Annotated in this window: 12 protein-coding genes; 4 read left to right on the top strand and 8 right to left on the bottom strand. The window is 72.3% G+C overall.

The annotated features are described in order from the left end of the window. Positions 1–26 precede the first annotated feature (26 nt). Complete coding sequence (locus tag ACFYYF_RS20985) at positions 27–1,355, bottom strand: serine-threonine protein kinase (RefSeq protein ID WP_388777799.1); 1,329 nt, start codon at positions 1,353–1,355, stop codon at positions 27–29. Positions 1,356–1,478: 123 nt separating this feature from the next. Then, positions 1,479–2,726, bottom strand: coding sequence for an exo-beta-N-acetylmuramidase NamZ domain-containing protein (locus tag ACFYYF_RS20990; RefSeq protein ID WP_388777801.1), 1,248 nt, complete (start codon positions 2,724–2,726; stop codon positions 1,479–1,481). A 216-nt stretch (positions 2,727–2,942) separates the two neighbouring features. On the opposite strand from ACFYYF_RS20990, the gene ACFYYF_RS20995 reads away from it, so the two are divergent. The 3 genes from ACFYYF_RS20995 to ACFYYF_RS21005 all read left to right on the top strand — a co-directional run bounded on the left by ACFYYF_RS20995 (position 2,943) and on the right by ACFYYF_RS21005 (position 6,021). Further along, entirely contained in the window at positions 2,943–3,707 is a 765-nt protein-coding gene (locus ACFYYF_RS20995; protein WP_388777804.1) for an SDR family oxidoreductase, read from the top strand. After that, positions 3,704–5,365, top strand: coding sequence for a class I adenylate-forming enzyme family protein (locus ACFYYF_RS21000; protein ID WP_388777806.1), 1,662 nt, complete (start codon positions 3,704–3,706; stop codon positions 5,363–5,365). The genes ACFYYF_RS20995 and ACFYYF_RS21000 overlap by 4 nt, the downstream gene beginning before the upstream one ends. Positions 5,366–5,427: 62 nt before the next feature. Beyond that, positions 5,428–6,021 carry a TetR/AcrR family transcriptional regulator gene (locus tag ACFYYF_RS21005; RefSeq protein ID WP_328454182.1) on the top strand — a complete coding sequence of 198 codons (594 nt, stop codon included), beginning with the start codon at positions 5,428–5,430 and terminating at the stop codon, positions 6,019–6,021. Positions 6,022–6,362: 341 nt separating this feature from the next. Here ACFYYF_RS21005 and ACFYYF_RS21010 read toward each other — a convergent pair whose 3' ends face one another. The 6 genes from ACFYYF_RS21010 to ACFYYF_RS21035 all read right to left on the bottom strand — a co-directional run bounded on the left by ACFYYF_RS21010 (position 6,363) and on the right by ACFYYF_RS21035 (position 11,229). After that, positions 6,363–7,577 carry an acyl-CoA dehydrogenase family protein gene (locus tag ACFYYF_RS21010; protein ID WP_388777808.1) on the bottom strand — a complete coding sequence of 405 codons (1,215 nt, stop codon included), beginning with the start codon at positions 7,575–7,577 and terminating at the stop codon, positions 6,363–6,365. Positions 7,578–7,583: 6 nt separating this feature from the next. Next, on the bottom strand, positions 7,584–8,606 hold the full coding sequence (locus ACFYYF_RS21015; protein WP_388777810.1) for a phosphotransferase family protein: 1,023 nt from the start codon (positions 8,604–8,606) through the stop codon (positions 7,584–7,586). Positions 8,607–8,825: 219 nt separating this feature from the next. Next, a complete protein-coding gene (locus ACFYYF_RS21020) occupies positions 8,826–9,155 on the bottom strand; it encodes a DUF202 domain-containing protein (protein ID WP_388777813.1) in 330 nt (109 codons plus the stop codon). Next, entirely contained in the window at positions 9,152–9,544 is a 393-nt protein-coding gene (locus ACFYYF_RS21025; RefSeq protein ID WP_361679669.1) for a DUF202 domain-containing protein, read from the bottom strand. The genes ACFYYF_RS21020 and ACFYYF_RS21025 overlap by 4 nt, the downstream gene beginning before the upstream one ends. 165 nt (positions 9,545–9,709) lie before the next feature. Further along, positions 9,710–10,225 (bottom strand): NUDIX hydrolase, encoded by a 516-nt coding sequence (locus ACFYYF_RS21030; protein ID WP_388777815.1) that lies wholly within the window; start codon positions 10,223–10,225, stop codon positions 9,710–9,712. A 110-nt stretch (positions 10,226–10,335) separates the two neighbouring features. After that, entirely contained in the window at positions 10,336–11,229 is an 894-nt protein-coding gene (locus tag ACFYYF_RS21035) for a DMT family transporter (protein ID WP_361679663.1), read from the bottom strand. Between the two features lie 300 nt (positions 11,230–11,529). Between ACFYYF_RS21035 and ACFYYF_RS21040 the strand changes: the two genes are divergently transcribed. Beyond that, on the top strand, positions 11,530–13,185 hold the full coding sequence (locus tag ACFYYF_RS21040; protein WP_365485444.1) for an FAD-binding dehydrogenase: 1,656 nt from the start codon (positions 11,530–11,532) through the stop codon (positions 13,183–13,185). Positions 13,186–13,341: the final 156 nt, after the last annotated feature.

A 13,341-nucleotide genomic window follows, 5' to 3' on the forward strand; every position in this document is an offset into this window, starting at 1 on the left:
GGGCCTGGCGCCGCAGCGGCGGCGGGTCAGCGTACGCGGCCCGCCGCCAGCACCAACTGGGCCAGCTCGCGATGGCAGATGTCGCTGTGCGCGCCCGCCGGGGCGCCGCCCCGGCACACCACCGAGGCGGCGTCGACGTTCACGCACCCCGAGAGGGGAAGCCGCGTGCGCAACGCCTCGGCGAGCGTGAACGATCTCGTCCCCGGCACCGCCTGCACCCCGTCGTGGCCCATCGCACCCCACTGCGCGCCGAGCGCACGGCCGATGCCGAAGTCCGCCACGACGGACCGGTCGTCCCCCGCCATCCGCGAGGCCAGCGGGTAGACCGTGCCGAGCGCCGAGTCGAAGTGGGAGTAGCAGCACACCAGCGGGCCGTCGATCCGGTGGTACTGGCCGTCCAGCACACCGCTCGCGCGCGGATCGTGGGGCAGCCGCGCGGCGAACGCGTAGTGCGAGAAGGCTCCTTGGAGCAGTGTCACCGACTTCACCGTGTGCACCCCGGGCGGCAGACCGCGCAGCGCGAAGGAGACCAGCCGGCCGCCGAAGCTGTGCCCGACCAGGTGCACGCGCACTTCGGGCGCCACCGCCGCGAGCCGGCCGATCGCCGGTCCGAGCCCGCGCTCGCCGACCGTGCCCGCGCGTCTCTTCATGGCGTAGTACGTCGCCTGGCGCAGGAGTTCGAGCGCCCCGTCCCAGAGCCGCGGCAGGGCGAACGTCCCCGCAACCGTGGCCCCGGACCCGGCCCCGGCGAGCGCACGCGCGAACTCGCCGCACACCGCCGAGGTGTCCCCGAAGAGCATCTCGGGGTCGCTCTCCGGGACGCCCTCCGCCAGGGTGTCCGCGGCGAAGGAGGTCTGCGGTCCCTGTGGCCGGACCTCGACGAGCAGGCGTACGAGACGGCCGAACTCCTCCAACGAGGCCTCGTCGTCGGGCTGCTGGTCCAGCAGCCGGGTGATCTGCTCGACCACGGTGGCCCGGCCGGGGAACACCTCCAGGAGGGCGTGCCGGGTGTCCTTGTCGAGCGGTGAAGGGCCGGCCGGGGCGAGGGCGGCGGCCGCTGTCCTCGGGAAGTCCGGGATCGGCTCGTCCGAGAACCGCATCGAGGGCCAGACCACTCCCACGTAGCCGAGGCGCGCGGCCGGCGCGAGCTCGGGAACGGGTGCGAAGAACTGACTGAAGAGACGGGTGGCCGCCGAACGGTCGCTGTTCCAGCCGTGCGTGAAGACGATCAGGTCGCGGACCTTTCGCCGCCGCACCTCCTGGAGCCAGCGGTCCCGTTCGCGGCCGTCCACGTCACCGTCCGCGTCGAACGTGAGCTCCCAGTAGGGAGAAACACTCACTGCCGGTTCCGTCATGTCAGGCCCCCTGACCCCGCGGGCGGTGCGATATGGGCGCATCGTCCACCCGGCGGGGAAAGTTGGCCATACATGACGACCTATCCGTCACGCATTCACTCGTTCGGGGAAGGAGGCCCCGGCCTACTTGTAGCTGAGGTAGTGCTTCCGGACCTTGCTGAAGGCGTCCAGTTCGTCCTGCCAGGCCGCCACGACCTCGTCGGTGCCCGCACCCGCGTCGATCATCGTGCGCACCAGCGTCGAGCCCGTCAGCTTGTCGATCCAGTTGTCGGAGCGCCAGGCGAAGCCGCTCCAGGCCCTCTTCGCGGTCACCAGCAGGGCGATCCCGGTACGGACGGGCTCGAACGCCGCCCGGTCGTGCACATGGATCTGGACACCCCCGATGGTCTTCCCCTGGAACTTGGAGAAGGTGGGGGCGAAGTAGGCCTCTCTGAAGTGCACGCCGGGCAGGTCCAGTTCACCGGCCGCCGCCGCCCAGCGCCCGTCGACGCCCTCCGCGCCGAGCAGTTCGAACGGGCGGGTCGTGCCCCGCCCCTCGGACAGGTTCGTGCCCTCGAAGAGACAGGTCCCCGAGTACACCAGCGCGGTGTCCGGCGTCGGCATGTTCGGGCTCGGCGGCACCCAGGGCAGCCCCCAGGCGTCGTAGAACCGGTCGCGGCTCCAGCCCGACATGAGCACGGTGTCCAGTTCCACCGGTGCCGCCAGGAACTCCCCGTTGAAGAGCCGGGCCAGCTCCGCCACCGTCATCCCGTGCGCCTGCGCGATCGGCTGCCGCCCGACGAACGTCGCGAACTCCTTGTGCAGGACCGGCCCCCGGGCCGACCGCCCGGTGACCGGGTTCGGCCGGTCGAGCACCACGAACCGCTTCCCGGCGAGCCGCGCCGCCTCCATGCAGTCGTACAGCGTCCAGATGTACGTGTAGAAGCGCGCCCCCACGTCCTGGATGTCGAAGACGACGGTGTCGACGCCGGAGGCCGCGAAGACGTCCGCGAGCGCCTGGCCGCTCTTCAGGTAGGTGTCGTAGACGGGCAGTCCGGTCGCCGGATCGTCGTAGCGCCCCTCGGACCCGCCCGCCTGCGCGGTGCCCCGGAAACCGTGCTCCGGGCCGAAGACCGCCGTCAGGTCCACACGGGAGTCGGCGTGCATCACGTCGACGATGTGCCGCACGTCGCGGGTGACGCCCGTGGGGTTGGTGACCACGCCCACACGGGCGCCGTCGAGCAGGGCGTACCCGTCCCCGGCCAGACGCTCGAAACCGGTGCGCAGCCGGGAGCCGGAGTGCGCGGCCCGCTCCGCCGCCCCCGCGGGCAGCGGCGTCAGGGCGGCCGCGGCGGTGCCGGCCGCGAGCAGGGACCGTCGGGACATGCGCATGATGGGACCTCCGTGATCGCGGAAGGTGGGCACAGGCACGCTAAGGGCTCCGGGGGGAGGTTCGCAGGGCCCGGACACGGCCGGCCTGTGTGGACTCGTGGCGGGACTTGTGGACGGACGGTCCGCGCGGCCGCAGGGGGCCCTTCCCTTGTTACATACCGACTGGTTAGTCTGGCGTCGCAGCAGAGCCGTGTCACGTCGCGTCGAAGGAGACCCGTGGTGGAAGCCATGCAGGGTGCGGGAGTCGTCGTCACCGGAGCGGGGGGCGGGATCGGGGCCGCACTGGCCCGCCGCTTCGCGGCCGAGGGAGCGCGGGTCGTGGTCAACGACCTCGACGCGGCCAAGGTGAAGGCCGTGGCCGACGAGATCGGCGGCATCGCTGTCGTCGGCGACGCCTCCCGGATCGTGGCCGAGGCCCGCGACGCCCTCGACGGCACCGTCGACGTCTACTGCGCGAACGCGGGAGTGGGCTCGGGCGGCTCCGAGGCGGCCGACGAGAGCGTGTGGGCCCTGGCCTGGGACGTCAACGTCATGGCCCATGTGCGCGCCGCCCACGCGCTGCTCCCGGACTGGCTGGAGCGCGGAAGCGGCCGCTTCGTCTCGACGGTCTCGGCCGCCGGACTGCTCACGATGATCGGCGCCGCGCCGTACAGCGTCACCAAGCACGGCGCCTACGCCTTCGCCGAGTGGCTGTCCCTGACGTACCGCCACCGCGGCGTGAAGGTGCACGCGATCTGCCCCCAGGGCGTGCGCACCGACATGCTGGAGGCCACCGGCAGCGCGGGCGACCTCGTGCTCCAGCCCACCGCCATCGAGCCCGACGCCGTCGCCGACGCGCTCATGAAGGGCATCGAGGAGGACCGCTTCCTGGTCCTGCCGCACCCCGAGGTCGCCGGTTACTACCAGGCGCGCGCCGCCGACCCCGACCGCTGGATGACGAACATGAACCACCTCCAGCAGAAGTGGGAGACCGCCGAGTGACCCGCTACGCCGACAAACCCTGGGTGGCCCTGCTCAGCGAGGCGCAGCGCGGCCCGGTGCACCCCGCCGACACCCTCGTGCATGCCCTGGCGGAGGTGGCCGGGCACACCCCGGACCGCACCGCGCTCGCCTACTTCGACGGGCGGCTGAGCTACCGCGAGCTCGACGAGCTGAGCGACTCCGTGGCCGGACACCTCGCCGCCCGGGGCCTGGAACACGGCGACCGCGTCGCGATCATGCTCCAGAACTCCCCGCACTTCGTGCTCGCCCTGCTCGGCGCGTGGAAGGCCGGCGCGACGGTCGTGCCCGTCAACCCCATGTACAAGTCCGGCGAGGTCCGGCACGTCCTGCACGACGCCGAGGTGGCCGCCCTCGTCTGCTCCGACCGCGCCTTCGACGCCTACCTGCGCGAGGCCGCGGCGGACTCGCCCGTGCGCGTCGTCCTGACGGCCTGCGAACTCGATCTCCAGACCAGGAACGACCCGCGCGTGCTGGCCTTCGAGCGCCTGCCCCTCGACGAGGCGGCCGACGACCTCCTCGCCGTCGCCCGCCAGGGCCACAAGGCGCCCGGCGACCGCTCCCTCGGCCCGTCCGACATCGCGCTGATCAGCTACACCTCGGGCACCAGCGGCACCCCCAAGGGAGCCACCAACACCCACGGCAACATCATGTACAACGCCGAACGGCAGCGGACCGGCCTCGCACTGCCCGAGGCGCCCGTGTACTTCGCGATGGCGCCGCTGTTCCACATCACCGGGATGGTCTGCCAGCTCGCCGCCTGCCTCGACAGCGCGGGGACGCTGGTCCTCGCGTACCGCTTCGAGGCCGGGGTCGTCCTCGACGCCTTCGCCGAGCACCGGCCGCTCTACACCGTCGGCCCCTCGACCGCGTTCATGGCGCTGGCCGCCCACCCGGGCGTCACGCCGGACCACTTCTCCTCCTTCGTGAACATCTCCTCCGGCGGGGCCCCGCTGCCGCCCGCCCTCGTCGAACGGTTCCGGGCCGGCTTCGGACCGTACATCCGCAACGGCTACGGACTCACCGAGTGCACCGCTCCCTGCGCCTCCGTGCCGCCCGGCCTGGAGGCACCGGTGGACCCGGCCTCCGGCACCCTGGCCGTGGGAGTGCCGGGCCCGGATTCGGTCGTCCGCATCGTCGACGACCTCGGACAGGAGGTCCCCTTCGGAGAGCAGGGCGAGATCCTCGTCCGCGGGCCGCAGGTGGTGCCCGGGTACTGGCGCCGCCCCGAAGCCACCGCCGAGACCTTCCCGGACGGCGAGCTGCACACCGGTGACATCGGCTTCATGGACGAGAACGGCTGGCTCTACGTCGTCGACCGGAAGAAGGACATGATCAACGCGTCCGGCTTCAAGGTCTGGCCGCGCGAGGTCGAGGACGTCCTGCACACCCACCCGGCGGTCCGCGAGGCGGCCGTCGTCGGGATCCCGGACGGCTACCGCGGGGAGACCGTCATGGCGTACATCAGCCTGCGCCCGGGGGCCGCCGAGGACCCCGAAGCGCTGGCCGCGTACTGCAAGGAGAGACTGGCGGCCTACAAATATCCCCGGCGGGTGGAGATCCTGCCCGAACTGCCGAAGACGGCGAGTGGGAAGATCCTTCGTCGGGAACTGCGTTCCCGGTCCCAGGACTCCCAGTAGTCTCCAGGACTCCCCGCAGACGACGGACATCGATGTGAACGCACGGAAGGCAGGTGGCGGCAGTGCCCAGGACGACGGACGGTGACGGCACGCCCGTCCCGCAGCGGCTGCTCGCCGCCGCCACCCGGCTCTTCGCCGAGCAGGGCTACGACCGCACCTCGGTGCAGGAGATCGTCGAGGCCGCGGGCGTCACCAAGGGGGCGCTCTACCACTACTTCGGCTCCAAGGACGACCTCCTGCACGAGGTCTACGCGCGCGTGCTGCGCCTGCAGCAGGAGCGGCTGGACGCGTTCGCGGACGCCGACGCGCCGGTCGAGGAGCGGTTGCGGCGGGCGGCGGCCGACGTGGTCGTCACGACCATCGACAACCTCGACGACGCGTCGATCTTCTTCCGGTCCATGCATCATCTCGGGCCCGAGAAGCTCAAGCAGGTGCGGTCCGAGCGGCGGCGGTATCACGAGCGGTTCCGGGCGCTGGTCGAGGAGGGCCAGAAGAAGGGGGTCTTCTCCACGGCCACGCCGGCCGACCTGGTCGTCGACTACCACTTCGGCTCGGTCCACCACCTGTCCACGTGGTACCGCCCCGACGGCCCCCTCGCCCCCCAGGAGGTAGCCGACCACCTGGCCGACCTCCTCCTGCGAGCCCTCCGCCCCTGAGCCGTTTCTCGCCCCCGCCGCCCCTGCCCAACCCACCCCTGGGGCTCCGCCCCAGACCCCGCTCCTCAATCGCCGGAGGGGCTGAACTTTTCCCCGCCGGGGAGTCTCAGCCCGTCCGGCGATTGAGGACGAGGCCGTCAGACCGAAGCGGGGGCGCTGCCCCCGGACCCCCGCTCCTCAATCGCCGGAGGGGCTGGACTTTTCCCCGCCGGGGAGTTTCAGCCCGTCCGGCGATTGAGGACGAGGCCGTTCAGGCCGAAGCGGGGGTCTGGGGGCGCAGCCCCCAGGTACGGGACGGGTAGGGGCGGAGGGGGCGAAGAACTCCCCCCGCCCGGCCGGCGTCAGATGTACTTCTTGATCTCCCGGTGGGCCAGCGAGCGCTGGTGGACCTCGTCGGGGCCGTCGGCCAGCTTCAGCGTGCGGGCCGCCGCCCACAGCTCCGCCAGCGGGAAGTCCTGGCTGACACCCCCCGCACCGTGCAGCTGAACCGCCTTGTCGAGGATGTCCACGACCGCCCGCGGAGTGGCGATCTTGATGGCCTGGATCTCGGTGTGGGCACCCTTGTTGCCGACCGTGTCCATCATCCAGGCGGTCTTCAGGACCAGCAGCCGAAGCTGCTCGACGGCCACCCGCGCGTCGGCGATCCAGTTCTGCACGACCCCCTGCTGCGCCAGCGGCTTGCCGAACGCCGTACGGGACACCGCCCGCCGGCACATCAGCTCGATGGCCCGCTCGGCCATGCCGATCAGCCGCATGCAGTGGTGGATCCGGCCCGGGCCGAGCCGCGCCTGCGCGATGGCGAAACCGCCGCCCTCCTCGCCGATCAGGTTGCTCGCCGGGACCCGTACGCGGTCGAAGACGACCTCCGCGTGCCCGCCGTGCGAGTGGTCCTCGTAGCCGTACACCTGCATGGCGCGCCGGACGAGGAGACCGGGCGTGTCCCGCGGGACGAGGATCATCGACTGCTGCCGGCGGATGTCGGCGCCGTCCGGGTCCGTCTTGCCCATCACGATGAAGATCTTGCAGTCCGGGTTCATCGCCCCGGAGATGTACCACTTGCGCCCGGTGATCACATAGTCGTCGCCGTCGCGCTCGATGAGCGTGGTGATGTTCGTGGCGTCGGAGGAGGCCACCTCGGGCTCGGTCATCGCGAACGCGGAGCGGATCTCCCCGGCCAACAGCGGCTCCAGCCACTGCTTGCGCTGCGCCTCGTCACCGAACTGGGAGAGCACCTCCATGTTCCCGGTGTCCGGGGCGGCGCAGTTCAGCGCCGTGGGCGCCAGATGAGGGCTGCGGCCGGTGATCTCGGCGAGCGGCGCGTACTGGAGGTTGGTCAGCCCGGCACCGTACTCGGAGTCCGGCAGGAAGAGGTTCCACAGACCCTGCCTGCGGGCCTCGGCCTTCAGCTCGCCGACCACGGCGGGCGTGTCCCACGGCGAGGCGAGCAGGGCGCGCTGCTCCTCCGCGACGGCCTCCGCCGGATAGACGTACTCGTCCATGAAGGCGAGCAGCTTCCCGCGCAGCTCTTCGGTGCGCGCGTCGAATGCGAAGTCCATGGCGTGTCAGCCCTCCTGAAGGGTGGTCAGGCCGTGCTCGATGAAGACGGGGACCAGTTCGCCGATGCGGTCGAAGCCCGCGCCGACCGTCTGGCCCTTGGTGTAGCGGTAGTGGATGCCCTCCAGGATCACGGCGAGCTTGAACCAGGCGAAGGCCGTGTACCAGGAGACCGCGGAGACGTCGCGCCCCGAGCGCGCGGCGTACCGCTCGACGATCTCGGCCGCCTCGGGATGTCCGTCGGCCGAAGCGGTCGTGCTGATGGGGGAGTTCGGCAGCTCCAGGCGCGTGCTGTACATGACGAGCAGCCCGAGGTCGGTGAGCGGATCGCCGAGGGTGGACATCTCCCAGTCCAGGATCGCCCTGATCCGGTCGTCGGGCCCGATCAGCACGTTGTCGAGGCGGTAGTCGCCGTGGACGACGGTCGGCGCGGGGGAGGTGGGCAGTTCGCGGCCCAGGGCGGCGTGCAGCTCGTCGATGCCGGCGAGTTCGCGGTTGCGGGAGGCGTCCAGCTGCTTGCCCCAGCGGCGCAGCTGCCGGTCGAGGAAGCCCTCGGGGCGCCCGAAGTCGGCGAGGCCGACCGCGGCGGGGTCCACCGCGTGCAGCTCGACCAGGGTGTCCACGAGAGCGAGCACGGCGTCGCGGGTGCGCTGCGGGCCGAGCGGGGCGAGCTGGTCGGCGGTGCGGTACGGGGTGCCCTCCACGAACTCCATGACGTAGAACGGGGCGCCGAGCACCGACTCGTCCTCGCACAGCAGCACGGGGTCCGGGACCGGCACGGCCGTCGGGTGCAGCGCGCTGATCACCCGGTGCTCGCGCTTCATGTCGTGCGCCGTGGCCAGCACGTGGCCGAGCGGGGGCCGCCGTACGACCCACCGGGAGGTGCCGTCGGAGACCGCGTAGGTGAGGTTCGACCGTCCGCCCTCGATCAGCCGGCCGGTCAGGGGGCCGTTCACCAGTCCGGGCCGCTCACGGTCGAGCAGGGCTCGCAGCCGGTCGAGATCGAGACCTGGCGGGTGGTCCGGGCTCATCTGTTGCTCCTCAGCGCACGGGTGACGGGACATGACCATGATGCCGACCAGTCGGTATGTCGTCCAGCGGCTGTGCCAAACGTGATCGGTGTCTCGCCCCGGGAGCACCCCCGCGGGGGAGCCGGCCGGGGTGCCGAGGCGGCCGGCGGGGGCGGCCTGCGGCCACCGGGAGGGCGCCCCGTGCGCCGGGGGCGGCCATGCCCGCGGGGAGCCGGTGGCTCAGAACACCAGGACCACCGCGAACACGGCCAGCGCCACCGTGCACAGGGCCGCCGCCGTCGCGTGCCGGGGCGCGAGCAGGGCCGGACCCGCGGGGCCCGCGGCCGCCAGGGTCCGGATGCGGCGGTGGGCGAGGGCCAGGAACACCAGCCACGCCCCGCAGCAGAACGCGAACGCCACGATCCCGGCGGCCGGGTCCCGGTCCTGCAGGGCCGCCTTCGCGGCGAGCACGGCCGCGACGGTGCAGGACAGGGTCGTACGGCGCCACGCGAGGCGCGTGCGCTCCGGCTGGAGCCCCGGATCGCGCTCCGGGCCGGGCGGGGTGCTCATCCCGCCCAGCCGACGAGGACGACGACGACCATGGCGATCGCGACGACCGCGACGACGATGCTCAGCACCGCGGGGAAGCGCGACACCGGCAGGTCCTCCTCCCGCCGCATCGCCCGCTCGCAGCGCACCCAGTGATTGACGGCCCGCAGCGCGCAGAGCACGCCCGCCGCCAGCAGCGCCAGCGCGAGACCCGCCCGCCAGGCCCAGCGCAGGTCCGGCAGGAACTGGTCCACAGCGAAGCCGCCGCCGATGAGCGCGAGCGCGGTGCGCAGCCAGGCCAGGAAGGTCCGCTCGTTGGCCAGCGAGAACCGGTAGTCCGGGGTCTTGCCCTCGGACCGGATCTCCTGCGGCGCGAACCACAACCGGACATTGCGCACGAGTTCGATCACGCCCAGGACCCTACCGGGGAGCCCGGCGCGGGGCTTCTCCGGTGCCGCCCGGCCCCGTCCCGGCGGTGCCGTCCGGCCCCGTCCCGGCGGTGCCGTCCGGCCCCGACCCGGTGGTGCGCCCGTCCCCGTCCCGGCGGTCCCGCTCGGCCCGTCCCGGCGGTCGGGTCAGTCCATCGCCCGGTAGTCCGTGAGCCGCTCCCAGGCGGCCAGCCCGTCCGGCACCCACGTCCACTCGTCCAGCCGGCGCTCCACCTCGCCCTCGGTGAGGAAGTCGTGCCAGGCGACCTCCTCCACCTGCGGGTTCACCGGAAGCTCGCAGCGGACCTCGTACACGGCCGACCACCAGGTCGCGCCGGCGCCGTTGTCGTACAGGAACTTGAACAGGGGAGTGGGCCGGGGGAGCCCGGAGACGCCGAGTTCCTCCTCGGCCTCGCGCAGCGCCGCGTCGTCGTAGGACTCGCCCGTGCCGACGACCCCGCCCACGAACATGTCGTAGAACGAGGGGAACACCAGCTTGGTGGGGGTGCGCCGGTGGACGAAGAGCCGTCCCTCGGCGTCGCGCGCCTCGATGAACACGCAGCGGTGGCGCAGCCCGCGCGCGTACGCCTCCCCGCGCGGGGACTGCCCGATGATCTCGTCGTTCTCGTCCACGATGTCGAGGATCTCGTCAGCGGCACTCATGGGCTCCATCCAAGCAGTTCCCGCCTCCGCGCAGGGTCCCCGCGAGGGGCGCGCACGGCCGTCGGAGTGGTGCGCGGGCCGAGGGGGCGCGGAGCCTCGGGCACGGAGACTCAGTGCGGCTGGAGGTCCCGCGAGTGCTCCGGTTCCGCCGTGCCCGAGGGCATCGCCGGGTGCATGCCCAGCAGGATGATCCCCGTCACGACGCCGGCGAGCCCCGCGGCCTGCCAGGCGAGGGCGCCGGCGTCGGTGCGGAGCTGGTCCCCGAGGAAGCCCACCCCGCAGACGATGCCGGCCAGCGGCTGGGCGGCGGTGAGCGCGGGCAGCGACATCCGCAGGGGCGCGGTCTCGAAGGCGCTCTGGACGAGGATCAGCCCCGTCACGCCGAGCACGACCACCGCGTACGGCTGCCAGCCGGTGAACAGTTCGGCCATCCCGCCCGCGCTGAACCGCTGGCCGCTGACCCGGGTCAGCGCGTCCTGCAGTCCGTACAGCAGTCCGGCGGCGGTGGCGAGCAGCACGGGCCCGGCGCTCAGCCGGGACCGTTTCGCGCAGGTGGTGAGCAGCAGGGCGAGCCCGACCACGATCCCGATGATCAGCCAGTGCCGCAGCGGGTCGTCGACGGCCTCGCCGCCCTGGGGCTGCCCGGCGATGATGAAGGCCGAGACACCGCCCGCGAGCAGCAGCAGCCCGGCCCAGCCCTGCCGCCCCAGCGGCTGTTTCGTCTGGTGGCGGGAGAGCGCGAGCGCGAACAGCAGATTGGTCGCGAGGAGGGGCTCCACCAGGGAGACCTCGCCGTTGCCGAGGGCGATCGCCCCGAGGACCATCCCGCACACCATGAGCCCGATGCCGCCGAGCCAGCGCGGCACCCGGATGAGGTCGATCAGGATGCGCGGGGAGAGGAAGTCGCTCAGCGGGGCGTGCGAGGCGGCGTTCTGCTGGAGCACGAAGCCGAAGCCGAGGCAGCAGGCCGCGCTCACGGCGAGGACCAGAACCAGTACCGACACGCTGGGTACCTCGATGCGTCAGAAGTCGGGGCGGGCCAGTGTTGCGTATCCCGCCGACTGTAGTGCCATGGTCCGCGCGCCCGCCCCCGGGAACAACCGGAACCAGGCAGTTGACTCGGTCACCTTTCGTGCCGAAGGATTCGGACCGATCAGTAACAAGTGCTGGTCGGCCGCATGGCCGGCCGGCGTCAATGTCTCACCCACCAGCGACGCCGCCGATCGGTTCGTGACAAACGTCATCAAGTCGTCCCCGTGGCGTCGACCCGATCAGACCCGTCGGAATGCCGAGAGGACGGGCCCATGGCCTACGACGCAGATGTGATCGTCATCGGAGCGGGCCTCGCGGGCCTCGCGGCGACCGCGGAGCTCGTCGACGCCGGCCGTAAGGTGATCCTTCTCGACCAGGAACCCGAGCAGTCGATCGGCGGCCAGGCGCACTGGTCCTTCGGCGGGCTCTTCTTCGTCGACTCGCCCGAGCAGCGCCGCATGCGGATCAAGGACACGCACGAGCTGGCCCTCCAGGACTGGATGGGCACGGCCGGCTTCGACCGGCCCGAGGACCACTGGCCGCGCCGCTGGGCCGAGGCGTACGTCGACTTCGCCGCCGGCGAGAAGCGGCCCTGGCTGCACGCGCAGGGCGTGCGCTTCTTCCCGGTGGTGGGCTGGGCCGAGCGGGGCGGCTACGACGCGAACGGGCACGGCAACTCGGTGCCGCGCTTCCACATCACCTGGGGGACCGGGCCCGGCCTCGTCGCGCCCTTCGAGCGCCGGGTACGGGAAGGGGTGGCCCGCGGACTGGTCGAGCTGCGGTTCCGGCACCGGGTCACCGGCCTGTCCCGCAGCGCGGGCTCCGTCGACACCGTCACCGGGGAGGTCCTGGAGCCGTCCGGCGTCGAGCGCGGCCAGGCCAGCGGCCGCACCGTCACCGGGGCCTTCGAACTCAGGGCCCAGGCCGTGATCGTCACCTCCGGAGGCATCGGCGGCAACCACGACCTCGTGCGCGCCAACTGGCCCGAACGCCTCGGCACCCCGCCCGAGCGGATGATCTCCGGTGTCCCCGCGCACGTCGACGGCGCCATGCTCGGCATCGCGGAGGGGGCCGGGGCGCGTCTGATCAACCGTGACCGCATGTGGCACTACACCGAGGGCATCCAGAACTGGAACCCCATCTGGGACAAGCACGGCATCCGCATCCTGCCGGGACCCTCCTCCCTGTGGCTGGACGCACGCGGCAACCGGCTGCCGGTACCGCTCTTCCCGGGCTTCGACACGCTCGGCACCCTCGAACACATCATGAGGACCGGGTACGACTACACGTGGTTCGTGCTCGACCAGAAGATCATCGGCAAGGAGTTCGCGCTCTCCGGCTCCGAGCAGAACCCCGACCTGACCGGCAAGTCGATCCGGGGTGTCCTCAACCGGGCCCGCGCGGACGTGCCCGGACCGGTCAAGGCGTTCATGGACAACGGCGTCGACTTCGTGGTCGAGAAGGACCTCGGCGCGCTGGTGCGCGGGATGAACGCGCTCACCGAGAAGCCCCTCATCGACGAGGCGGCACTGCGCCGCGAGATCGTCGCCCGCGACCGGGAGATCGCCAACCCGTTCACCAAGGACCTCCAGGTGATGTCGATCCGCGGGGCCCGCAACTACCTCGGCGACAAGCTGATCCGCACGGCGAGCCCGCACCGCATCCTCGACCCCGCGGCCGGACCGCTGATCGCGGTGCGGCTCAACATCCTGACCCGCAAGACCCTCGGCGGTCTGGAGACGGACCTGTCCTCGCGGGTGCTGACCGAGGGCGGCGACCCGCTGGAGGGCGTGTACGCCGCCGGTGAGGCCGCCGGTTTCGGCGGCGGCGGAGTCCACGGATACCGCTCGCTTGAGGGCACCTTCCTCGGCGGCTGCCTCTTCTCCGGCCGTACGGCGGGGCGGGCGGCGGCGGGCGCGGTGAGCTGATCCCGCCCGGCTCGGACCCCCCGGCTCGGATCCCGCCCGGCTCGGACCCCCCGGCTCGGATCCCGCCCGGCTCCACTTCCGCCCGGCTCCGGTCGTTCCCGGCTCCGAGCGCGCCGTACTCGCAAGTAGCCCGTCCCGGGCGGCCGTTGTCATCAG

Source organism: Streptomyces sp. NPDC001914 (assembly GCF_042891215.1).
Classification (GTDB): Bacteria; Actinomycetota; Actinomycetes; order Streptomycetales; family Streptomycetaceae; genus Streptomyces.